Source organism: Paenibacillus anseongensis, from assembly GCF_009757995.1.
In the GTDB taxonomy this organism is placed as follows: domain Bacteria; phylum Bacillota; class Bacilli; order Paenibacillales; family NBRC-103111; genus Paenibacillus_E; species Paenibacillus_E chondroitinus.
This window is the reverse complement of record NZ_WSEM01000033.1, coordinates 56,834-81,269: the sequence shown is the minus strand read 5'-3', so window position 1 is coordinate 81,269 and position 24,436 is coordinate 56,834. Positions and strand designations below refer to the sequence as shown.

At 46.7% G+C, this 24,436-nt stretch carries 13 protein-coding genes; 1 reads left to right on the top strand and 12 read right to left on the bottom strand.

Annotated elements, in window-relative coordinates; translation table 11 throughout:
- Window positions 1-46: 46 nt before the first annotated feature.
- The 4 genes from GON05_RS30525 to GON05_RS30510 all read right to left on the bottom strand — a co-directional run bounded on the left by GON05_RS30525 (window position 47) and on the right by GON05_RS30510 (window position 4,559).
- A complete protein-coding gene (locus tag GON05_RS30525; protein ID WP_181646354.1) occupies window positions 47-511 on the bottom strand; it encodes a CBO0543 family protein in 465 nt (154 codons plus the stop codon).
- A 164-nt stretch (window positions 512-675) separates the two neighbouring features.
- Window positions 676-2,088: a YfcC family protein gene (locus GON05_RS30520; RefSeq protein WP_246239589.1), complete on the bottom strand. Its 1,413-nt coding sequence runs from the start codon at window positions 2,086-2,088 to the stop codon at window positions 676-678.
- The gene (locus GON05_RS30515; protein ID WP_157324623.1) at window positions 2,081-3,295 is read right to left on the bottom strand and encodes a M20 family metallopeptidase; all 1,215 of its coding nucleotides are present in this window, start codon (window positions 3,293-3,295) and stop codon (window positions 2,081-2,083) included. Before GON05_RS30515 ends, GON05_RS30520 begins: the two co-directional genes overlap by 8 nt.
- Before the next feature lie 376 nt (window positions 3,296-3,671).
- Window positions 3,672-4,559 carry a LysR family transcriptional regulator gene (locus tag GON05_RS30510; protein WP_157324621.1) on the bottom strand — a complete coding sequence of 296 codons (888 nt, stop codon included), beginning with the start codon at window positions 4,557-4,559 and terminating at the stop codon, window positions 3,672-3,674.
- 200 nt (window positions 4,560-4,759) lie between these two features.
- Between GON05_RS30510 and GON05_RS30505 the strand changes: the two genes are divergently transcribed.
- Complete coding sequence (locus GON05_RS30505; protein WP_157324619.1) at window positions 4,760-5,947, top strand: MFS transporter; 1,188 nt, start codon at window positions 4,760-4,762, stop codon at window positions 5,945-5,947.
- A 61-nt stretch (window positions 5,948-6,008) separates the two neighbouring features.
- Here the strand turns inward: GON05_RS30505 and speD are convergent, their stop codons facing one another.
- The 8 genes from speD to GON05_RS30465 form a co-directional block, all read right to left on the bottom strand.
- Complete coding sequence (gene speD / locus GON05_RS30500; RefSeq protein ID WP_127451576.1) at window positions 6,009-6,821, bottom strand: adenosylmethionine decarboxylase; 813 nt, start codon at window positions 6,819-6,821, stop codon at window positions 6,009-6,011.
- 123 nt (window positions 6,822-6,944) lie between these two features.
- On the bottom strand, window positions 6,945-10,583 hold the full coding sequence (locus GON05_RS30495; RefSeq protein ID WP_157324617.1) for an immunoglobulin-like domain-containing protein: 3,639 nt from the start codon (window positions 10,581-10,583) through the stop codon (window positions 6,945-6,947).
- A complete protein-coding gene (locus tag GON05_RS30490) occupies window positions 10,580-13,747 on the bottom strand; it encodes a GH92 family glycosyl hydrolase (protein ID WP_157324615.1) in 3,168 nt (1,055 codons plus the stop codon). Before GON05_RS30490 ends, GON05_RS30495 begins: the two co-directional genes overlap by 4 nt.
- A gap of 77 nt (window positions 13,748-13,824) precedes the next feature.
- Window positions 13,825-19,731 carry a GH92 family glycosyl hydrolase gene (locus GON05_RS30485; protein WP_157324613.1) on the bottom strand — a complete coding sequence of 1,969 codons (5,907 nt, stop codon included), beginning with the start codon at window positions 19,729-19,731 and terminating at the stop codon, window positions 13,825-13,827.
- A gap of 236 nt (window positions 19,732-19,967) precedes the next feature.
- Window positions 19,968-21,545, bottom strand: coding sequence for a cohesin domain-containing protein (locus tag GON05_RS30480; protein ID WP_157324611.1), 1,578 nt, complete (start codon window positions 21,543-21,545; stop codon window positions 19,968-19,970).
- Window positions 21,546-21,590: 45 nt separating this feature from the next.
- Window positions 21,591-22,619: an S-layer homology domain-containing protein gene (locus GON05_RS30475; protein WP_157324610.1), complete on the bottom strand. Its 1,029-nt coding sequence runs from the start codon at window positions 22,617-22,619 to the stop codon at window positions 21,591-21,593.
- 27 nt (window positions 22,620-22,646) lie between these two features.
- Window positions 22,647-23,468 carry a carbohydrate ABC transporter permease gene (locus GON05_RS30470; protein ID WP_127451564.1) on the bottom strand — a complete coding sequence of 274 codons (822 nt, stop codon included), beginning with the start codon at window positions 23,466-23,468 and terminating at the stop codon, window positions 22,647-22,649.
- 1 nt (window position 23,469) lies between these two features.
- A complete protein-coding gene (locus GON05_RS30465; protein ID WP_157324608.1) occupies window positions 23,470-24,396 on the bottom strand; it encodes a carbohydrate ABC transporter permease in 927 nt (308 codons plus the stop codon).
- Between the last annotated feature and the right edge of the window lie 40 nt (window positions 24,397-24,436).

Sequence of the window (24,436 nt, the reverse complement as noted above, 5' to 3'; positions counted from 1 at the left end):
GCTTTTGGCTGGATTTTTATTGCCGGCATACTATTTAAAACATCAATCAAACATAAGAATCCGCTTTACGAACTAAAGCTATCGCTCCACGAACAATCAAAAAAGTTACTATTAAAGTAACCAGGCTTACAAAAGCGTTCCAGTGTTTGTACGTAATCAATTCCGTATTTCTTTCAGCCCAAAATTCAAGCAATGTCACCGGAATACTATACAAAAGTGCTTGTACAAAGATGCTTTTTAAATTCGAGTGCTGCGTAGTTATATTATAAAAGACGCAGAGTGTAGGAAAAACGAGAAAATCAAATACAATGTTTGTATCGAAAACTTTAGGAAAGAAGCGAATCGGATAATCCAATAAATCAGCTGCCATGATAAAGCAATCGGTAATTGTTGTAATAACTGACTTCAAGAAAAAAATAATCAACCAGTCTTTTATAGGTTTCCTAAGCATCCAGACGAACATTGAAGCAAAACACAGTATTGTGACGGCCCACAGTATAATAAATTCCATAGCATCCTCCCCAAATAAAGGAAAACAATTTCACTAATGAGATAGGTTCTCCATAAAGCAAGGAATTATACTTTGAAGTTTGGGTAACTCACTAGCTGATAGGTAGAAAAAAAGCATGCTCCTCCCCATTTAAATAGGAAGAGCATACTTTGCATTAACATCACTTATGCATACTTGATCACATTCGCCACGATGATAAAAATGGCACCGATAATCAGCCACATACACATCAACGGCCAGAAAAATTTTACCCATTTCTGATAAGCAATCCCCGATACAGCCAGGCTGCCCATCAAAGCGGAAGAGGTAGGTAGAATCATGTTCGTGATGCCGTCGCCCAGTTGGAAGGCCAATACGGATGTTTGTCTCGTAACGCCTAATAAATCGGACAATGGTGTCATGATCGGCATCGTTGTAACCGCCATACCTGTACCAGAGGTGATAAATACGTTCATAATATTTTGAAAAGCGTACATACCTAGCACTTGAATTGAACTTGGCAAGTCGCCTACAAGAATGGACAGTCCATTCACGATGCTGTCGATGACATTTCCTTGCTCAAGCACGACCATGATACCTCTTGCAATACCAATGATGAACGCGCCATAAGTAATGCTGCTTGCACCTTTGACGAATTCGCTGGCGATACGGCTTGGACCATAACCTGCGCTGAAACCGGACACAATCCCCATGGTCAAGAATAACGCACCGAGTTCCTCCATCCACCAGCCTTTTTTCGAAACACCCCAAATGACGAGACCGAAACCGATGATCACCGCAGCAATTGTAAGGTAGTGCTTGAGTTGAATGGTCGGCAGCTTGGAGAAATCGACTTTCTCGTTTGTAACAGATTGCTCTAAATCATAAACAAGCCCTTGCTTTGGATCTTTTCTTACTTTACCTGCATATCGAACCAAATATAAGCTTGTCACGGTGATCAGGCAAATTAATAAAATAACGCGCAGCCAAGCCCCCGAGAACATCGGCACTTGCGCAATAGCTTGAGCCAGACCAACGTTGAACGGGTTCAATATCCCCGCCGTAAAACCGCAGGATGCCCCCAAGGATATCATCGCCGTACCTGTCAAAGCATCAAAACCGAGCGCACGAGCAATCGCGATCCCAATGGGAACGAAAACCATGACTTCGGTGGACATTCCCATTGTAAAACCACCGACTGAGAACAGGGTAATGAAGATGGGTATCACCCACCTGCCCTTATTGGCAAATGTTTTTGCCACCCTGGAGGTTACCGCCTCAATCGTACCTGTCGACGAAATGATTTGGAAGGCCCCGCCAATAATGAAAATAAAGAAGACTACATCCGCCGAAGAAACCAGCCCGTGGACGATTGCTTTCGGAATTTCAACTAAATTAACCGGACTCGCATCTACTTGATGATACGACCCTGTCACGAGTAAGGATTTTCCAGTCACTTTATCTTTGACACGTTCGAATTTTCCTGCAGGGATTGTATACGTTAATGCCGCTGCAACGAAAACAAGGATAAATAAGATAACAAAGGTATGAGGCATTTTAAACCATTTGCGAGGACTATCTTTTGCTATACTATTCAATGCCCGTTCCCCCCTCTCTATTCTGCTTCCACGCTGTAAACTCATTGCGAACGCGCTGCATCGCCGACTTGTCCGTACATAAATCATACGTGGTAAGGGCTAACGCTTTAGCCGCTCGATTCAATTCAATCATGCCCTCTTCCGAACCCGCCAACTGAGCAAATTCCGGCGTATGCGTCGTGGCATCTCCTAGTCGGATATACGGGTGGATCGTCGCCGTCATCTGGCTGACATTCCCGATATCGGAGGAACCGACACCTCCCTTTTGCGGCGGCGCGGATACTTCTATGCCCATCTGTTCCAGATTGTTTTGAAACAATTGAGCCAAAGCCTTATTGTTGTTCCGCTCCGCATAAATTAACCCTTCCGCAATATCAACGGTAGCTCCAACACCTTCTGCCGAGCTGCGAACGGCCCGATATACTTTTTCTCTGACAATTTCCAGTTCTTCCACCGTCGACGCTCGCAAAATAAATACGGCTTCACACAGCTCCGGAACGACATTCGGCGCATCTCCGCCCTTGGTAATAATGCCGTGAATCCTCACATCCTCTTTCACAAACTGACGGATGGCGTTGATGGCAACGAAGGCATTAATTAAGGCATCCAGCGCAGAGATTCCTTTCTCTGGAGAGGAAGAAGCGTGTGCCTGCTTCCCGTGGAAGGTAAACGTTGCGTCGACACAAGCAAGTGCTCCGCGCAGAACCATCGTTTTATTTTGCGGATGGACCATCATCACGGCGTCGATGCCATCGAAGATGCCTTCGTTGCACATGATGATTTTACCGCCGCCTTCTTCTTCGGCAGGTGTCCCTAAGACAACGATTTTACCTGGCAGATCAGGATGTGCTTCCTTCAACGCCAGCGCGGCGCCTACGGATGCAGTCCCAATCAAGTTATGGCCGCAAGCATGGCCAATCGCAGGAAGCGCATCATACTCGGCCAGCAGCGCAATCGTCGGCCCTCCCGGTTGACCTTCCCAAGTAGCGCGAAACGAGGTCTCTAAACCCGCAATCCCTTGCTCTACCTCAAATCCCGCTTCAAGTAAGGGTTCAACCAACCACATCTTCGCTTTATGTTCATGGAAGCTGAGTTCCGGATTCGCATGAATTTGCTTAGAAATACGTCTCAGTTGCTCGTCAAGCGAATCTACAGCTTGCTCAATCTGTTGTTTGCTCTTACTGGCATCTAAATTCTCTTGGATCATTGTATAAGCCCCCCTGTCAAAACCTCGTGATGATTGACTATTTGCATGGATAAAGCCAATGATGAAATGAATAATTATGTAACATAATGAATATTATTTTATCGACTTCAAATCTATAAGTACAATTGATTGTTTTTTGGCCAACCCCTAAAAATTTTTTATAGCGGCGGCAGCTGTGGCGGAACTGTGGTAGCTCGATGACCAACTACAGTCTCTTATTTGTTCCGCATGCTACACTTTTCAGGTGACGTCGGCAAAATAAAGGAACGTAGTTCCCCTCACATCCGAAAAACAGAGCTTTTCAGAGGAATAGCGCCCCGTAGTACCCCAAAGCCACGCAAAAAAAATACACTGCCGAATGGCACTGTACATTTTCTTAAACATATTGGGATTTCATAAATTCCACAAATCTATCCACAAACGCAAGCTCTAGCGTAGATTCCCGATAAATCATCCATGTATTTCGTTTGATTGGCTCTCCGTTCTTTCGAATCAGCTCGATAGTTTTCAATCCATCTTGCGGCGAAACAAAAACCCCAGGAACAATCGAGTAGCCCAGCCCCTGCTTTACCATCTCTTTGCAAGTTTCATAGGCGTCTACCCACATTGTAATCGTAGGCGGCGTGTTATACCGCTCATGCCACCAGGCTTGAATCGTTTCACTGAAGGGAGACTGCATGGAGCTCATGGTTTTGATTCTTGGTTCTTTATAGTAGATATGAGGCAAGTCCGGGAGGTTATCTAAATCAATATCATCTTTGGAAATCAAATAAATATGCTCGTCGTGCAAGAGACATCGGGCATCATACCACGGGTAATCTCCTCGAATAACACCTACATGGATCTCTTCCTCTTGGAGCAATTCAAGAATCTCCGGGCTTAAGGCCGATGTAACATTAAACTGCACGTCTGGGCAAAACTCTTTGAACCTTTTGAGGATCGGCGGAAGTTTGTATAGACCATAATAACTGGCAACGCCCAGTCTTAGTGTCCCTTTGACCTCATTACGCAAGCTCATAATGTGATCCTTCATTTTATTCAATTCGATCAGTGTTTTTTTTGCATAGGCAACCAGATATTTTCCTTCTGGGGTAAGTCTGGTCCCCTTAGAGGATTTCACGATGATAGGCACTCCGAAGTCTTTTTCTAACTGCTGAATCCTGTAAGATAGCGCGGGTTGCGTAATGTATAAGCGTTCCGCCGCTTTTGTCAGACTCTGTTCCTCTGCAAGATACTGCAGCATAATGCAATCCTTCTCGTTCAAAGACCACCCTCCTCTGGGATTTTTATGTCTAAAGCTTAGCATACTCTATCGCATAATCACAAAAGGCTGATCCGAAAGTCAATTCCATTCACACATATTGCACTTTGTATAAATGCATAATATGGAGACAGTCTTTGACGGAACTCTCGTATTATAGACTAAGCTGATAAATCTTGAATGAATCATGGAGATGACCGATCATGCGCTTTGCTTTTCTGATTACTGCCCTTTTTCTCGCTTCACTTAATTTGCGTCCTGTCATAACGTCGGTCTCTCCTTTGCTCGGAACGATTCAGGAGGCGCTTGGCATGAGCGGTTCCAGCGCTAGTCTATTGACCTCCCTGCCTGTACTCTGCATGGGCTTCTTCGCTCCTGCTGCAGTGAAACTAGGCAATCGGTGGGGCATTGAAAGAGCGATTGCCTATTGTTTATTGCTCATCGGACTTGCTACTGCGGCGAGGTACTTTGTTACCTCTGAATGGTTGATGTTAGTTACCGCCTTCCTCGCCGGAATCGGTATTGCCATCATTGGACCATTATTGTCAGGGTTTATCAAAGGCAATTTTGCTAATCCTTCAGCAATCGTCGGGGTCTATTCCATGGCAATGGTTCTTGGTGCCGCCCTTGGGTCTGCTTTTTCCGTACCTTTGCAAAATGCCTTTAACCACTCCTGGCAAGCATCCGTCGCGTCTTGGTCCGTCCTGGCCTTCCTTGCGCTTTGCTTTTGGTGGAGACCGGTCCGGAAAATCCCAAAATCATCTGAATCTGCTGTAGCCGGCACCTTGCCCAAATCAGGTAACAGCAGCTTGAAACTCCCATTATCTAATAAACGTTCTTGGCTGCTAACTTGCTTTTTTGGGTTAATGGCCTTCATTTTTTATTCTCTTACCGCTTGGCTGGCCCCCATGGTGCAAGCAATGGGCTACGGGAAACAAACGGCAGGAATGATTTTGACCTTATTTACTGCCGTACAAATGCCTGTCAGCCTGGTTATTCCTATTCTCGTCAGCCGTTTTCAACGCAGAATGCTCTGGCTGATTGGCTGCTCGGTGATGGAGTTAATCGGACTTATTCTGCTCCAACTCCCCGTAACGCCTTGGCTAACCTGCATCTTCCTGGGAATCGGAGCAGGAGGACTGTTCCCCATGGCGTTAATGCTGCCTATCGATGAAACATCGAATACGGAGGAAGCCAGCGCGTTATCGGCAATGACGCAATCCGGCGGCTACATTTTTGCTGCCTTGGGCCCTTTTTTTGTAGGTTTTATCCATGACTATGCAGGCAGTTTTCCTCCTGCTCTTATCGGCATGTCGATACTGGTAGCCATCATGATTCTCATCCAGTTTAAAATCGGCAATAAAAAGCCGAAACTTGTTCAGTCCGATTAGTGGAAAAAAAGAACCGCTCATATCGGGATCTTCTCCCTGTGAGCGGTTTTTCGTCTTTCTATCAAGTGAAGACCATATTTTTCCCGTAAAAAATCTCGTCCATCTCCCATTTCACGCTTTTCTCAATTTCCAGCTGCTCTTCCTTGCTCAAGGAATCTTTGGTGTAGCCGAACAAATAGTTGTTCAAATCAAATTCTCGCAGCTTACATTTCGTATGAAATATATTTTCCTGATACACGTTTACGTCGATCATTTGGTACATGTCTTTGATTTCACTTGGTATATAGTTCTGAATGGAGCTGATTTCATGGTCAATGAACAACTTGTGCCCCGTGATATCGCGTGTGAAACCTCTTACCCGGTAATCCATTGTCATAATGTCCGTATCGAAAGAGCGGATTAGGTAGTTCAGCGCTTTCAGCGGTGATATTTCTCCGCAAGTGGATACGTCAATGTCAGCCCGGAATGTGCTGATCCCTTCGTCCGGGTGATACTCCGGATACGTGTGTACAGTGATATGACTGGTGTTCAAATGTGCTACAACAGCTTCCGGAAGCGGGCCCGGAGATTCCTCGAACGATTCATTCGGTTCTTTCTCAATCGGCCCCTCCGACACCAACATGGTGACACTTGATCCCTGCGGATCGTAATCCTGCTTGGAAATGTTCAGCACATGAGCGCCGATAATGTCGGCAACGGATTTCAAGATCGCGGTCAATCGGTCTGCATTGTACTGCTGGTCTATATAAGCAATATAGGCTTCGCGCTCTTCCTTGGTTTTTGTAAAGCAAATATCATACATGTTAAAACTTAGTGATTTGGTCAAATTATTAAAACCATGCAAGGTAATACGCTGCTCGGATGTTAATTTCACCTAGGTTCCCCCTTTTCATGATAAGGCTAAGCTTAGGATGTGATCACCGGGCAGCTTCTATTCCATTTTTAGACATGTAAAAAAGAGATGATGTCACAATGGACACCACCTCTGGCCTACCTTCTAGCCTAGAATCATTTTAGCTACAATCGCTAAGTCACCAATATCAATGACTCCGTCATTGTTGAGATCCGCTTTCTTATACAATGGCCAATTCGGATCATCGGATTTTATGCCATAGTAGGCTGCCATCATCGCCAAATCACCGATACTGAAGTGGTTATCTCCGTTCAGGTCGCCTGGCGTTTGCGTATTGATGGATGCCAGGAAAGCTTGGAGCGCCGCATTCAACTCGGCGGAAGCTTGATCCACTTGGCTTTGGCTTGCTGCCGTGTTATCGGCCACAACTTTGGCATTAACGATAGCGGCTTGTAACGCAGCTTTCGAACCAACCGGATATTGTCCGACACTTGTGCCTTCTGCCGCGGCGTCATGCGCTGCCTGAGCTTGCGCAATAAGTTCTTGGAGACCGGCTTTGTTTACACTGTTGATAAGAATAGGATGTACAACGCCAGCCACATTGGTCTCGACTCCATCTCCGTCTGAGATAATGATACTAGACAGTGAGATAGCTGTGGATACAGGTAACGCAGAAAGTCTGGCTTTCCATTGCAGGTTAATCAAACCGTTCGCCAAAGGATCTTTGTCCGCTCCTATTCTTGCAGCAAGGACACGAACTTGACCTGGTGTATCCTTCGTACCTACGAAGAAGACATCCTCTTGTCGCGATTTAGCGGAGATAAACTCCACAGCTGCCGCGTCATAGGTGAAGATCAAGTCATGCGCATAGACGTTTTGACTCACGCTGTGCAAATCATAAGTAAGATCGAAAGTAGCACCGGAGCTGACTTGATCCACACCAAATAAATACGCGATGTTTATGGCAGGACTTTCTTTTATTTTAAAATCAATCGTATACGTCTTCTGTGTGAAACGGTCTTCTGCCGTAACTACAATTGTCGCTTGGCCCGGCAGTTTGTCAGCCTGTGTTACCACTAGCGTTGCATTCGAATCTGCCGCTGTTGCTGCAACTGTAGGTACTTGGACTTCGCCTTCCGACAGTTCCACAGTGTAGGCTGCTGTGTTTGGATCAAAACCGGACATCCGCTCCCCATTTAGCGTGATGCTGCTTAAGGCTGCGTCATCATTCAAAGGCTCTTCGACGTCACCAAGCGCAGCAACCGTGATGTTAAAGGTTTTCGTGATGCTTGTAGTACCTCTGCTAATCCTGGCTGTCAGCACAGCCGTTACATTCGAATCACCGTAGCAAGGCCGCACAATATTGCCATGGAAATCAATTACTCCCGGATCTGAACTTGACCACGTAATCACCACTTCAGGCGAACCGGTTATGCTGATCGGCAAGAGCAAATTGTTCACGACGGATCTCGTATTCCCCAAATCAAGCGACGCTGCAGCCGACATCACACTTTCCTCGTCTGCACTCATTGCTTTCACGGTTTTGGAAAATGTTTTCATTTCGGTATCGGCACCTTTGGTCAACGTAGCTGTCAGATTAACACTCGCATCCGGCTGCCCGACACCTGGACGATGAACTTGCCCAGTTTCACTAATGGCATCTGGATTAGAGCTATTCCAGTTTATCCTGGAACCAAATCGGCCATTACTCGGTAAATACACATTGCCGGTCACCGTATTGCTGCTGCCAAGCTCAAGCTCGGCTTTATCTGCGGCTAGATCTCCCATATCTCCTTGGGCAACCACCGTCAAGATAAAAGGTTTATCTGCCGATACCCCGCCGCTCATGATTGTTGCCGTTAAGGTCACTACCGCATTCGGTTGACCCACCTCTGGCCGAGTCACATGCCCGGCATCGTCAATCACAGCTGGATTCGATGAATGCCATGCGATCGTCGATCGATATTTCCCTTTTGTCACCAGCGTCAAATGGTCAGCAACCGCGCTTGTATTTCCCAATTGCAGCGCAGCTTTATCCAAATCAACCGCTTCAGCGTCATCCATGGGAAGTACTTTGATTTGAAAAGCCTTCGTCGCGATCGAATCACCCTTGATTATCGTAGCCGTCAGCTTCAACTCCGTGCTTGGCTCCCCTTGAATGGGTCTGGTCACGATATGCCCGGTGTCGCTCATGACCAGCGGATTTGAGCTCTCCCATGTGATTCTTGTTTGCTGTTCGCCTGCTACAGGCAAATTCAAATCATGGGAGACTCCGGATGTATCGCCTAAGTTAAGTGCAGCTTTCGCGGCATTAACGGCGATGGTATCCTTTTCTCCAACCATCGAATTGTGATCAATCGTGATATCATCGACGGAGCCGCGAAAGAAGCCTGATACCGTACCGCTGGAATCGAATGCGAACAAAATTTTATCGATGACTTTTCCATTCGCCACTTCTCCGAGGTTCGTCGTAATCAAATTCCATTGATCTTCGAGAACAAAGCCCCCTTTCCCTTGCGCATTCGGATGAAGGACAACGCCATTTTGATCTTTGGCACCCAAGTCATGCAGGTAAGTACCGTCCGTAAACAAAATATCAAGTGCGACATACTTGCTTGTCGTTCTTGTCAAAGTCGACAGAACATCGGACTCTTTCTCAGGAAACAGCCAGTAAGATAAAGTTGTCGAAGCCTTAACCGGAATCTCCGTATCAAAGATTTGGTTGTAAGCGTAGGATTGATCAGCATTTAGAGCATTTCCAGAAAATTGGAGTGCGCCCGCGCCATTGTGTGCTCCGGTGCCTTTTTTGGACTCCATCCCGCCGATCCCGCAGCAAAATTCACCGATATTTTTCGTCAACGACAAGATCCTGTACGTGTTAGCCGGACCCGTCGTATCTGTAGGAGCGAGATCCTCCGCTTCAAAACCTGAATCGAAATCAATTCCCGCTTCATATTGGTAATCGGCCTCCCGCATCGCCAATACAGTTACAGCAAACTGTTTGATCTGCGATGCAGACCCTTTCTTCACGGTAGCTGTCAAGGTAAGCTGTGCATTCGGCTGGCCAAGATCCGGACGTTTCACGATTTTAGCCGTGTTGCTGAGTACCCCGGGATTCGAACTTTCCCACGTTATGGTTGTGCCCTTCCTGAACGTTGCTGGAAGGATGACTCCTTTCGTTAAAGCCGTCGTATCTCCTACATCAAGCGCTGCAACTGCTGACGCTACAGAAGTATTATCATCAAGCTCCGTTGCATACAATTTCCAATCCGCTAATTGCGTATTCGTCGATTCACCGCTGTTATTCAAAATAAACAACCGGTAATAGGCGTACTCCTTCACTTTGTCAGCTGCAATCGTATATTCTTTCGTTTGAAAACGCGCGCTGAATGATTGATTGCTTTGCTCATCCAGCACGTTCCAGCTCAACCCATCATTCGAACCTTCAATTCGCCAGTTTTTCGGGTCCCTCGTCGCTGCATCGTTGGCCGATACCATGGCATATTTACTAACTGCTTGGGTATCCCCATAATTGAATTGGACCTGCACCCAAACATTCGTTGTTTGAGCCCCCAGCCACTTCGTGTTGGCATTATTATCGAACAATTTCACAGCGGTTTCATTTGGCTGGTTTTCTTTGCTGAACTTAACGGTCATATTGCCCGCGATAGCGACATTGACCAAATCCCCAGGAGCTGCTTGAACGGTCAGGTTCGGAAGCAGGCAGAACATCAGCAGGCTGCAAATCAGAACATGCCAACGACTTAAGAGCTGTCTCATCATCTTCCAGTAACCTCCTTGTACCTGGCGTTCGAGTTAGGCAACTGGACAAGCCTCCAAAGCTTCGCCTCGCTGCTGAATCCAGCCGGAGCTTCGGTAGCTGCTGCCTCTTTTGTATTCAAAACGGCAACTAATGGCTGTGCAGCATCCGAATTGTTCGCGTCCGGCGCCTTTTGAGCGCTATCCTGCATTGGCGTGTAGTTGCTGCAGGCAATGGCGACTTGAGAAGCAAACTGCGCCTTGGAAGACGGCGCCAACGGATCCGGAGGAGTTGTTGCCCAGCTTGTATTAGGCGTTGTGCCCAGCGTAAAATCAAGAACCGCCCCGTCCTTGAAGTACTCGTATGGCAGCCAGGTACTGTCATAACTGTGGCCATTCAGCTTTAAGTCCTGAATATATTTCGCTTCTTCCGAAGCATGATTGCCGATTAACCTGATTTGTTTGCAATCGTTTAATTGAATGATTGTTTCCTCGAATAGTGGTGCGTGCACCGAGAAGCCACCGATACCCGGAATTGACGGGTACAGCCCAAGTGCTGCCAGAACGAACCAGGCAGAGCCCGCTCCCAAATCATTGTTGCCGATCAGACCAGCAGGTCCATCATGGAACAGCTCCGTCATGCCTTTGCGCACGATTTCCTGGGTTTTCCAAGGCTGTCCGGCAAAGTTGTACGCCCACGGAATGCCATAACTCGGTTGATTACCCAAGAATGAATACGGCTCAGTCGATCCTGCATTCAATTTTTGGAAGAAGAAATCGAGCCTTGTTCTTGCTCCCTCCAAACCGCCCATTTTCTCGAATAATCCCTTGTAGTCAAAAGGTAGCACCCACGTGTACTGAGCGGAGTTTGCTTCCTGGAAACCATGCTCGCTAGCCGGATCGAAGGTACTCTCGAAATTCCCGTTCGCCAGTCGCGGTTGAATATAGCCATCTTTGAACGAAAGCCTCCAGCTCTGCGAACGGGTCAAATACGTATTATATTTCCCTTCGTCCCCCAGCGCTTTGGCAAATTGAGCAATCGCAAAGTCAGCATTGTTATATTCCGGGATATAACCGGTTACCCAGCCGCCTCTTTCAATCGGAATGTAGCCCAGCTGCAGATAATCGGCCAAATTAAAGCGCCCATTCAAGCTGGATGGTGTCGATGCATGAAAGTCCATCACTTTCAAAGCTTCTTGCAAATCAAAGTTTCTGGCTCCAAAAGCGTACATGTTGGAGATCGTAATCGAAGCGGGATCGCCATTCATCACGTTCGTTTCGGAATTGGCAATACTCCATTTCGGTAAAAACCCGCTTCTACTTTTGGCATCATCAACGAAGGATTGCGCAATATCTGAGCCTATTTCCGGGAATAGAAGCCCTATGAGCTGCATCTGTGTGCGATATACGTCCCATCCGGAAAAAGTCGAATAATGGGTATATTTGCCCCCGGTGTTATAGATCTTTTGATCGAAGCCTCTATAATCGCCGTTCACATCGCTGAACACATTCGGATGGATTAAGGAGTGATACAAGAAGGAGTAAAGCATCCGCATATGCTTCTCGGTCCCGCCAGTGACTTGAATTTTACTGAGCGCCGTTTTCCATTTGGCCTGCGCCGTTTGTTTGACGGATTCGAAGTTCCAGCCAGGGTTCTCTGTTTTCAAATTCAGCTTCGCATGCTCCATATCGGTATAGGAGATTGCAACCTTAACATAAACCTCTTTCTGGCTAGATGTATCAAACCTGACATAACCGCCAACCTTCCGATTGTTCGGAATTTCCGATTGTGCAGATTGGCTGTCTTTCGTAATTTGAGAGCCTTTATACGTGCCGACCTCTGTGAACGGCTGACTGAACTCTGCTGCAAAATAAACGGTGTAGTTGTTCGTATTTTCAGCTAATGTACCGCTCCCTTTGGTTCCGCAGAATCCGCCGGCATTCACATACCCGGTCACCATGCTGCTATCCTTGTCAATCTGGATGTTGGCATCTCTGACACCTGTGGCGTTAATACCGGTATTAATCAGCATCATCGCCTGTGTGGAAGCAGGGTAGGTAAATCTGCCGATACTTGTTCTCTCCGTTGCTGTAAATTCCGTTTTAATGTTGTATTTATCCAACAAGACGCTATAATAGCCCGGGATTGCAATTTCATTTTCGCGTTGAAAAGGTGAAGCATAGTCTTCGAAATGCGTTGCCGGGGATTTTCCCATCTTGCCTACGACAGGTAAAAAGGGAATGTTCTGCGCAATATCGCAGCCGGGACCGTCAATATGCGTCAAACTGAATCCCGCAATGGATTTACGATCGTAATCATATCCCGAGCCCAAAGGTGATTTACCGGAACCAAGGTCGTTGTAACCGGTATCCGGACTCCATTGAATCATACCGAAAGGCACAACGGCACCCGGGAACGTATTTCCCCTATTGCCGCCGAAACCAACGATATCAAGCTTATTGTTCTGTGAGCCTAACAACGGATTGGCGTATGCCGAAGGATCGAATTCAGAGTTTCTAATTTGAATGTCATCGATAAATCCTCGGTATGTCCCCGCGTTTCCGCCGCTTTGTTCGTATGAAATGAGAATCCGCTTAATCGTTTTCCCCGCTGCAGCCGAACCCACAGTTGAAGTAATAAAATTCCATGTGTCTACAGCCAATTGATTGCCTTTGCCTTGCTCTTCGGGACTCATGACAACCCCGTGCTGGTCAACAGCTTGATAACTGTGCAGATAGGTTCCATCTTCAAAAGCAAGATCTACAGCGACATACGTGCTGTTTTTCCCAAGATTAAGTTCATTCCCACCTTGCATTGTACGGCTTTGCGGATAAATCCAATAAGATAACGTGGTATTGGGTTTAACAGGAATATTCACTTCGAACACTTTATTGTAAGCATAAGCTGCACTTGTATCAGAAGTTTTCCCCGCATAAAGTAATGCTTTTTTACCGGATTGGCGTAATTCACCGGAAATTTTGGATTCCGCCTGGCTCACATGAAGGCTCGCTTCGGTTTCATCTTCCCAATTTGGCTGTACAGCCTCAGTGCTTTCGAACCCTGCATTGAAGCTTGGTGCCGCAGCTTCTGCCGAATGTTCGAATGCCGGCGAGATGAACAACATACTCCACAACAGCACAAAACTAAGTAAAAGACTGCACGATTTCCTGAAGGTCTTACTATTCATCGCGTTCACCTCCACTTTTTTTCCATGAGAAAAATCGGGAGGAAGACGTTACCGCCTGCCATCCTCCCGATAGCTTGTTATTGATTCAAAATTTTACTTGCAATCATCGCAAGGTCAGCGACATCGATCTGGCCATCGCCACTCAAATCCGCTTTTTTGTACAGGTTCCAATTAGCATCCCGATCATTTTTTCCATAATAAGCAGCCACAATAGCCAAGTCACCGATGGTAAACTTATCGTCACCATTCATATCCTCTGGTACGCGTGTATTCACCGATGCAAGGAAGCCTTGCAGAGCCGAGTTCAGTTCGGTCACAGCTTGATCTACTTGAGATTGCGTAGCCGCTGCGTCACTTGCGATCTGGCTGGCTGCGTTAATGGCTGCTTGCAGAAGTGCTTTAGCGCCTGCAGGATATTCGCCCGTTTTGGTGCCTTCTACGGCTGCATCATGCGTGGATTGTGCTTCTGCAATCAAGGCATTAAGTGCTGCTTTATCCACTGTACTGTTGATTGCATTTTTGAACGTTTGCAAAGCTGCATTCAGCTGCGTTCTTGCCAGGTCTACTTCATCCTGTACAGCTTGCAGGTTCGCTGCTACTGCTTTAGCCGTATCGATAGCCGCTTGCAGAATTGCTTTGGAACCTACCGGGTATTGACCGTATTTGGTTCCTTCCACAGCTGTGTCGTGTACTGCTTGCGCCTCTGTAATCAGGCTGTTCAGCGCTGTTTTATCCACCGCTTTAATGCTGATCGTTTTCGAAACGCCTGACATTTCCGTCTCTTTCCCTTCTCCATCAGCAATCACAAGTTGGGAGACCGCGATTGTGCCGGCTGCGCCAAGCTCCGATGTCTTCGCTTTGAATTGAAGCGACAGAAGGGCACCGTTTGGCTGGGAAGCACTCGGCCCAACATGAACGGCAAGGTATCGGCTTTGACCAGGAGCTTTTTTCTCGTCCACGATCACGAAATCTTTGTCCTTCGCCGATTTAGCGGAAATCAATTCAAAAATATCCGAATTGTACGTAATCGTAAAATCTTGACCATACACACTTTGTGTCACTCCGCCTAATCCATACGTCAAATTAAACGTTTGACCGGCCGAAACGACGGAGCTGCCGCTTAAGAACGCCGTTGCTTCGCTCTTGCCGTGTTCAATGGAAATATCATCGAAATATCCGCGTGAATATCCGGTTTTACCTGTAGCATTAAAGGAAATGAGAATTTTATCTACCCTTTTCCCGGCGGCCACCGCTCCGATATTCGATGTCACAAAATTCCATTGATCAGAAACAAGTTTACCGCCATTTCCTTGTGCCAGCGGATTAAGACCGATACCGTTTTGATCGACGGCACTCAGATTATGCAAATACGTGCCATCGGTGAACAGCAAGTCAACGGCATAATTCTGGCTTGTTGTTCTAGCATTACCAGGCAGTACGGTTCCTGCGCTGCCTTCCGGATTTATCCAGTAAGAAAGCACCGTAGATGGTTTAATGTCGAAATCAGCATCAAACATTTGATTATAAGCATAGTTCTCTACAGCACTTGTCGCATTACCGGAATACAGGATCGCACTTGTACTGTTATTTCGTCCTGGTGTACCAACCTTTGTTTCAACACCACCGATTCCGCAGCAGAATTCGCCGATGTTCTTAGATTCAATGGTACGGTTTTCCCAAGTCGGCATGACATCGCCAGCTTCAAGTCCTGTTTTAAAATCAACACCGGCTTCGTAGCTTAGATCCGTTTCATTGAGAGCAAGCACCGTGATCGTAATAACCTTCGTAGCACTTACGCTGCCTTTATTCACCGTTGCGGTCAACGTTAAGATCTCATCCGACTGCCCAAAATCAGGACGCTTAATCATTTTGCCTTCGTTAGAAACAATCGCTGGATTAGAGCTTACCCATGTAATCGTTGTACCAAATTCAAAGTTGCCTGTAGGTAAGGTCAGCTTCTTTGTCACAGCGCTGGTATTTCCTAAATCCAGGCCTTTAACAGTTTCCGCTACCGCTGTTTCATCGTTTACAGGAGGAGTCGGGTAGCCAAGGAGCTCAATTTCGGCAAATGATGTAGTGGCGGTTCCCGAATTTTCTGTAACCTCTAAACGGTAGAATTCATATTTACCCGGAGTTTGAATCGTGAATGGTCGGGTATATGAACGCCAAGCAAAAGTTTCATTCGTTCTTTGATCCAATACCGTCCAATTCTGACCATCATTGGAGCCCTTCAGCATCCAGCTTTTTGCATCGCCTTCTGTATTGCCCGAAGTCAATGTATACATGGCCGCCTGCTTTTTCGAGCCGAGGAATTGATACTGAACCCATGGCTTCGCGCTGTTTAACGTAACTCGGGTATTCGAGCTGTTATCGAACAAGTTGCCGATTGTGGAGCTGTTCGTACTGTCAGTTACTTTGGCAAACCCTTGAGCAACCAATTTATCTGTCATATCTTTTAATGGAGCAGGAACGGCAGAACCTTGAGTAATGGATGACGGCACATCATTGTCACCGCTTCCCCATGTAGAAGGCGTAGGCCCCATATCAAAGTCCAGTGTAGCTCCCGCTGCAAGCACCGCATGCGGCAGCGATGTTTGCGTATAAGCTTCGCCATTCACTTTCAAGCTTTGCACGTATTTGTTCTCTTTGCTGTTATTCGGTGCATTAACGACGAGTTTTTTGCCATTTTCAAGTTGAATCGTCGCTTTTTTGAACAATGGTGCACCTACCGCATACTCAGGGCTGCCCATTTTGAGCGGATAGAAGCCTAATGCTCCGAAAATGTACCATGCAGACATTTCACCGTTATCTTCGTCACCTGCATAACCTTGGCCAATTTGGCTTCCAAGGTACAAACGGTCTAAAGCTTCACGAACTTTCTCCTGTGTTTTCCAAGGCTGCCCTGCATAATCATACATGTAGATAATATGGTGTGACGGCTGATTGCTGTGTCCGTATTGTCCCATTCTTACGTCTCTGGCTTCTGTCATCTCATGGATGACACCGCCGTATGAACCGGCATTGGAGCTGGAAGCAGGTTCCGGTATGCTAAAGAATGAATCCAGTTTCTCAGCCAACTTCGCTCTGCCGCCATACAAATTAGCCAATCCTTGGCCATCCTGCGGAGCATGGAAAGCCATGTTCCACGCATTCGTTTCCGTGTAATCGTTGCCCCAATTTCTAGGATCGAAATTCGCTGTTGAGGATCTCCAAGCACCGCTGGCCGTTCTACCATTGAAGAATCCTAAATCAGGGTTGAACATGTTGACATAATTTTGTGCCCGGTTGATGTAGTATTGTTGGTCATCTTTGTAATGAGCGTTATACGCATCGTTAGTATCATTTTTCTTAGCGAGCGCATCAGCTAGATTGGCAATACCGAAATCATTGATATAGCCATCCACAGCCCATGCCAAGCCTTCACCTGTATCCGTATTTGTATAGCCGTCGAAAACGGAGGTCGCCATCCCTTTTCTGCCTACATTGCCATTTGGCGGAGTGACGGCAGCGTCTTTCAACGCGGATTGATAGAAGCTTTGAACGTCGAAGTTCGTAACACCTTTCAAATACGCATCCGCAAAAGCAACATTCGCACTTGTTCCTACCATCAAGTTAGCATAACCAGGTGAGGACCATCTGGAAATCCAACCGCCATCCCGATAGTGCTGAACGAAACCGTCAATAAATTCGCCAGCCTTAGACGGCGTTAACAAGGAATAGGCCGGCCATGCCGTACGATACGTATCCCAGAACCCGTTGTTAACATAAATTTTGCCGTCATTAATTTTGGCGCATGATGTCGTTGCTGTACTTGTCGTACAGGACGTAATCGGCGTTTGATCCGCATGCTTGTATACCGGCGCTTCATTCGTGCCCACATTCTCAAAAGCGGAGTTCGGATACAAGAATAAACGGTACATGTTGGAGTATAAAGTAATCAGTTGATCTTCTGAGGCACCTTCAACCTGAATGATGCCCATTTGTTGATCCCACTGTGTTTGAGCTTTCTCTTTAATCGTTTCAAATGTGTCCGCAGGGCTGATTTCCAACTCCAGGTTCTTCTTGGCCTGATCTAAACTGATCAAGGAAGTTGCGATCTTCATCGTGACCACTTTATTCGTCGTGGTGTCGAATTTGTAGTAGGCCTGCACATTGGTTCCGCCGCCGCCACTGCCCGTCAACTTGCCGCTTGCAGTAACCGGCTTATCGAAGGTCGCATAGATGAAAATGCGCGTTGCGCCTGTGGAAAGGCCGCTTTTTTGATCGGAGTAGCCTGAGATAGCGTTGTTAGCTGCATCCAGCGTAATGCCGCCACTATTGCTTTGGTTGTCAAAAAGCAGATTGGACGAATCTCCGGCAAATGTGAATCGGAACATCGCTGCATGATCGGTTGGCGTATACTCCGTTTTGAGACCGTTCTCAAAAGTAACGCCATAATAGTACGGCTTCGCGATTTCGTTCTCGTGCTTGAAAGGTAACGCCCTTGTCGTACGGCTAATATTTGGCGTTCCCACCGTGTCGGAAGGCATCACATGGAAGGTTTGCCGATCCCCCATCCAAGGGCTTGGCTCATGGCTTAATGCGAACGCTTGAATCGTTGGTAAGTTGTTCGCATTATTGCTTTGATTGTAATAATAAGCCCAGTCGGAGCTTGCATTAGTTTTCGGTATCCAGAAATTAAATCCGTGAGGAACAGCAACAGCTGGAATATTATTTCCTCTGGAGAAAGTCCCGTTGGACTGTGTGCCTCTGAGGATGTTGGCATAGTCGGATAGCCGGCTGTAATTTACAGGCGCGGGGTTCCCCACAATTTTGATGTCATCGATCGTGCCTTTGAATCCCGTACCGGTTTTCGCTGCTGGATTATCGTACGCAACCAGAATGCGTTTAATTGTTTTTCCGGCCGCAACGGCCCCGATGTTGGATTTTTTGAAGTTCCATTGATTGTTGTAAAGTGTTTTGGAGTTGCCTTGATCTTGAGGATTCAGTTTAACGCCGTGTTGATCGAGCGCACCAAGATTATGTAAATAAGTGCCATCTGAGAATGCGAGATCTACTGCTGCGTAAGTGCTGGAATAATCCATTTGCGCTTTATCCGTGAATTCAGGAGCAATGTAATAGGAAAGTTCGGTACTTGACGTCACAGCGATATTGGCATCATACACTTTGTTATAGGAATAAGCTCTGCCATCAACCAGGTGAGTTCCGGAATAAGTAAACCCTTTCAAACCGGTCCACCCTGCATTTGATTTGGCATTATAGAGGCCCGATGGACCGTTTGAGACATAGGACTTCATATCTGCTGGTGGAGGAGGAGGGAGAACAATGCCATTGGAAAGTTGGAACTCGGATAACTGAATGTAAGAATCTCCGCTGTTTGCCGTAATGTTTAACCGGTAATAGACATACGGTGTTTCATTCGCGAAGTCATAGACTTTCGTCTGAAAACGTTCGCTAAAGGTCTGGTTGGTTCTCGTATCCAGCGTGGTCCAGGTGCTGCCGTCATTGGAGCCTTCAAACTGCCAATTTTTAGGGTCTCTTCCGGCTGAATCATTCGCAGAAGTCAAAGCATATCTCATGACGGCCGATGCTTCACTAAGCTTGAATCTTACCCAGCTAGTTGAGCTCGTATCCAGCCATTTCGAATTCGTGTTTGAATCGATCAAATTGACGGCTACTTCACCTGAAGATGTGTACTCACCTCTTGCGGTTACTTCAACGACCTTATTGGTGATGCTGCCCGGAATGCCTGCAAACGGCGTATTGCCGTCGATCCCCGAAGTTAGAGGATTCCCGTCGATGTCTGACTCGACTTTATTTTCCCATGTCACAATCGGGTCACTTGCCTCAAATGACGAGTAGAAGTCAGCACCTTCTGCTGCAGCAGCGGATACCCGCTGATTCGTAGGCAGATAAAATGATCCTGCCAGAAGTGTAAAGCTCGTTGCCATAGCCAGAAATTTCCTAGCTTTCCGGTTACCCATTCCAGAAAACCTCCCATTATTGTTTTCAACGCATCCTAAACTTGAAAATTCAAGCAGCCTCCTTTCGAAGCACACCTGTAAGCGCTTCCCCATACATATCTTACTGAAAGAGCCTGGCTTTAACTATGCGGTAAATCTATCTTTTCTTCCGATAAAATAATCACATTTGCATGCGATCGTCATTCAAGAATACAAAAAGTGAGGTCGCTTACCGCCTATCCCCTCACTTTGTGCCTTTACCGAAAAATCCATTTGGCTACCATCGCCAGATCGTCGATATCCACCTTGCCATTATGATTGAGATCAGCTCGTTCATACTTCGCCCAATCCTCATCGGCTGACGTGCGTCCATAAGCCGCCGCAACCACAGCCAGGTCTCCCACCGAAATTTTGTTATCACTATTTAGATCAACCAAAGTAATGCGAACGCTATGAGATACACCGCCAATGGTTGTTTCCACACCGTTCGTATCCGTTAGTGCAATGTCTTGAATCGTCATTGTTGTTGTTACTGGCTGAGATATGGCTTTGGCCCTCCAGCGCAGCGCTAATAAATCAGCGTCCTCTTGTCTTGGATATTCCCCTCCATGAAGCACGACATGTACTTGTCCGTTCGTTGCGGAATCAATGACGGCTGACATGTCTTCAGGGAGTGCTTCCACTCCGAGGAATTCCAAGTGCTCTGCCTCATAAGTCAGTGTGAAATCCTGAGCATAGATGCTCTCAGTTACACTTTTAAGTCCATAAGTTAGCGTAAATAGACCTTCGGAATAAACAGTTTCCTGACCGGTTAATTGAGCGGATGGCGGCTGATTTGCCTGTGTGGTGACCGTAACGCTTGGACCATTGGTGCTCCAAAGCCCGGAGGCGTTACCCGCTTCCACTTTGAAGGTATACGCCGTATTCGGCATCAATGATGTAATAGCATACTGATAGACATTACCCGTCACAGTGGCTAAAGCCTGCCCATCTTGGTAAACCTTATAGCCGGTTACACCGTCTGCATCGGTCGCACCGGACCATGATAAGGTCACACCTGATCTCGACACGTCGGACACGTCAAGCCGCTTTGCCGCCATCCATTCCGGTGGTTTTGGTACATCCGGCAAACCACTCATGATCGCTTTGGCTATGATCGCCAAATCCGCAATATCAATCCTGCCATCGGGATGGACATCCGCCTTCATATGTTTGGCCCAATCGGAGTCAGCCGATGTTTTACCATAAGATGCTGCCGCAATCGCCAAATCCCCGATCGTGTATTTGTTGTCTCCGTTCAAATCCCCAGGCAGCGAGTTGTCTACAGAAAGTTGGACCGTATGTGTCGCTCCACTTACGCTTGTTTCCACGCCGTCTCCGTTTGAAACAACGAGATTGCTAATTGTTACATCGGATGAGGCAGAATGAGTAAGCTTCTTAGAGTTCCAATGAAGCGTTAACAATTCGCTATTTTCGCGAATGGCATACTGCGCTCCATGGCTAACCGCAATGATTCGAACTCGTCCGGGAGTGTCAGACAGTCCGACAATCGAGAACTGATCCTTTAATTCCTTTACCGTGTCCGCACCGTTAAAACTCAACTGCTCAGCATCATAAGTGACTGTGAGATCCTGAGCGTAGACCGCTTGTGTTACCCCCTTCAATCCATAGGTCAAATCAAATGCTTCACCAACCAGCACCTTGTCCTGACCGGACAAGGTGGCATGGATGGCTTCCTCGGCTTTGGCAAGTGAGAGATCAGCAAACCAGTTCGCCGATAAAAGCATGAGAAGCGCATATACTAGGTATGTCCTATGCCTTTTTCTTTTTCTCATCGTCTAATATCCTCTCTGGCTTTATGTAAGGGCCAATGGCGCTTGTCATTTCTTATAATCAAGCAAAGATAAAAGGAGTGTGACCGCCTCAGCTCTGGTCGCATTGTCATTAGGCATGAACAGATGATCTCCCTTGCCTTGAACCAGCCCGGCTTCTGCTGCAGCTGCTACGAAAGAGTACGCCCAGGCAGGAATTTGGTCTTTATCGGCAAAAGTCGATATTGGTTGCTCAGCTGTCTGGATACCTGAAGCCCGCACAATCATCGTGGTGATTTCTGCTCGTGATATCATTTGGTCTGGACGGAATGTGTTGTCTTCATACCCTGATACGATGCCGGCGTTTACGGCTGAAGCGATGCTTGATTTCGCCCATTCCGGTATCGTAGACTCGTCTGCAAAGGCAAGCTGATCTTGGCCGTTCAACGGCAAATGAATGGCACGAGCTAACATGGTAGCAAACTCTGCACGTGTGATAAGTCCTTGCGGCCTAAAAGTGCCATCCTCATAACCGTTGACAAAGCCCAGTTTCGCCGCTCTTTCAATCGCCTCTTTCGCCCAGTGCCCTGCAATATCACGAAACATAGCTGCGTTATCGTTCGTAATATCCATAGCAATCTGCGTGCCCGCATTTTGCTTACTAGAAACCATTTTACTGGTGACCAGCTTCACGTCTGTAAGTTCTACCGCTGCTTGGCCCATGCCAATCGGTTCAAAAGTAAGCGTGCATAAGGGAACTTTCCCGCTTTCCCCGGCCTTATTGCCAATTTTGGTACTCGCAAATTGAATCTGATTATTTTTCACGATAGCAGGAATGGAGAAGCCATCTAGCGCGCTTTTCGCCTCCTTAAATCGTAATTGGTTGGGGTCATAAACGAAATTCACTTCATAAGCGTATACATCCTGAAGGTTATCCCCAGTCACTGTCACGTTAATTTCTTTATCTTTCCCTACTTCAGGTTTATCGTTATTGATTGTTAACGTGTAAGTGAAGGAGTCTGCAGCCCAAGTGGAGATTGGAACCAGCAGCATACACATCATGAGAGTCAGGCACATACCAAAAACTTTACGTTTCATGCAGATCGTTCCTCTCTGAGCTTCCTTTTATCCTTTAATCGAACCTGCCAGGAGACCCCGAATAAAATACTTGCTCAAGAAAATATAAACGAGCAGCGTAGGTAAAGCCGCCAAAATTGCTCCGGCCATCTGTACGTTCCACTGTACGATTTGACTGCCTGACAGGTTTTGCAGAGCCACCATGATCGGTTGCTGCTTCTGGGTGGTCAGCGTAACGGCAAACAGAAACTCGTTCCATACACTCGTGAATTGCCAAATTCCTACTACAACAAATCCCGTTAATGAAAGTGGAATCATGATATACCGATAAATGCCGAAAAATCCGGTTCCGTCAATTTTGGCCGACTCCAGCACTTCCGTTGGGATTCCCACGTAAAAGTTGCGAAACATCAGGGTGCAGATGGGCAACCCGTATACGACATGAACGAGAATCAATCCAGGGATTGAGTTGTAAAGCTTAATGGACTGCAGAAATTGAATTAAAGGGATGAGAATGCTTTGGTAGGGAATGAACATCCCGAATAACATCAGGGAGAATAAAAAGTTCGACCCTCTAAACTTCCATTTGGATAAAATGTAGCCGTTTAAAGATCCGAGCAAAGAAGATAACAACGTAGCCGGAATGGCAAGCAAAAAGCTGTTCGTCAAATTGGGGATCAACTTCTTAAACGCTTCTTGATAACCTTTCAAGTTAAAATACTGAGGCAGCGCCCACATTTTATCGAGTGTGATTTCGTTCAGTCCCTTGACGCTCGTGATGAGCATGACATACACCGGAACCAGATAAACAATCGCCAAAACGATCAGCGCCACATACAACAGCGTACGATTCACGCGCTCCAGCGACATATTATTCCTCTCCTTTGCGCAAGTTGGAAATTAAGTATGGAATGATGAGCAATGATACCAAGAGCAGCATAATCATCGCGATTCCTGCACCTTGGGCATAGTGATTTCCGCGAAATGTCGTTTCAAACATGTACACGCCCGGCACATCCGTAACAAACATCGCACCAGGTCCTGTCATGGCATAGACCAAGTCAAAAATCTTTAGGGAGATATGCGCCAAAATAATGATCAAGCTCATCGTAATAGGCTTCAGCTGCGGTAAAATCACCTTCCGAAGCACTTGCCATTCCGTTGCGCCGTCCACACGTGCCGCTTCCCGGAGTTCTTCGGAAATGTTCCTTAATCCGGCCAAATACATCGCCATGGCGAATCCCGACATTTGCCAGATAGCCGCAATCGCAACAGCAATAATAGCGACTGGAAGGCCGACATCAATCTGGCCTACTGGAATTTTGGGAATAATTTGCGTGCTTACAAACCAGCTGGGCACATTCGTAACCCCAAGCGACTTCAGCAATAAGTTAACACCAGTCGTTGGATTCAAAATCCATTGCCACACAACCCCGGTTACAACAAAAGAAAGCGCCATCGGAAATACGAATATGTTTCGAAAAAATGCTTCCCCCCGGATCTTCCGATCAACCATCACCGCCAGAAATAAGCCAACAAACATCCCGCCGGCGATGAATAAAGCCGTAAACATCACCGTATTTCTTAAATCCGCTTGAAATCGGAAATCATTAAATAAAAAAGCATAATTACTGAATCCTGCGAAGGTCAGGTTTTTAACGAGTGTATTCCACTCTGATAGAGATACGTAGCCGGTCCAGGCTATAAAACCATACACGAATATGGCGATTGCTACTAAAGACGGCATCAGCATAGCGATAGGCACAAGCTTCTCCGACTTCCAACGAAAAGCGTTCATCGATTCACACTCCAGAAAAACAGGGCCAGATGCCTAAATC